The sequence below is a fragment of the Erysipelatoclostridium sp. MSK.23.31 genome (genome assembly GCF_019125875.1).
Taxonomy (GTDB): domain Bacteria; phylum Bacillota_I; class Bacilli_A; order Erysipelotrichales; family Coprobacillaceae; genus Thomasclavelia; species Thomasclavelia ramosa.
Genome location: NZ_JAHOCB010000113.1, coordinates 1 through 804, shown reverse-complemented (window position 1 = coordinate 804; position 804 = coordinate 1). Strand labels below are relative to the sequence as shown.

Genomic DNA, 804 nt, shown 5'->3' with positions numbered 1-804 from the left:
CTCCTTATAAATGCCAGGATTCCTGCAAATGCTTCATTTCTCCATTTTTCTATTCTTTCATTTACAGTTTTTTCAAAATAATTAATATTCCCCTCATAATCATCATAATTTTTATTTAACGGTGATAATTTTAATCTGAATTTATTTTTAAAATTGATATCACCATTATCAAGAATATTCGAAATACTATATATCAGTGAATTTAGTTTTTTATTGTATAAATCATAATCATCACTCCAGAAAACTGCATCCTGCAGTAAGATAATTCTTAAATTTATTCGGTTGATCACTGCGTTATATAGATTTATTTGCTGTAACCGTTCATCGCTATATCCAAATTTGCGCCTACAGTATTTAAATTTTTTATATGTCTTGCCTAGTGAGATAATAATTTTAGATAATGCAACGATGTAAAATTTTTCAAGTTTTGCAATAAAGTTATTAAAATTTCTTTTCTTAATACTTTTGTCTCTATGATCCTTGTACCAAAGATGCCTAATTTTTGTTGGAGTCACATCGTACTTTTCTACTATGACATTCCCGTCTTTATCTTTCATAATTTCATTTTTTTTGCATATCATTACCATATTAGGATCATCTTTTTTGCATGTCCTTCCTGTAAATTTATTTATGTACATATTTCTTTTGTATTTTTTTGGATTAGATATAGGTTTTGTAAATACTTTTCTTTCAAACACAAGAAAATCTATATATGTCCCTTTTCGAACATTTTTAAATTTATAAACAAAGGGAATAGATTTATAATCTAGACTTATATTAAACATAAACTGTTTCGCAAGTTCA

At 26.1% G+C, this 804-nt stretch carries 1 pseudogene; it reads right to left on the bottom strand.

Annotated features, from left to right (window positions below):
• Positions 1–698 (bottom strand): annotated as a pseudogene (locus KSU54_RS18535) (hypothetical protein); the annotation flags it as partial.
• Positions 699–804: the final 106 nt, after the last annotated feature.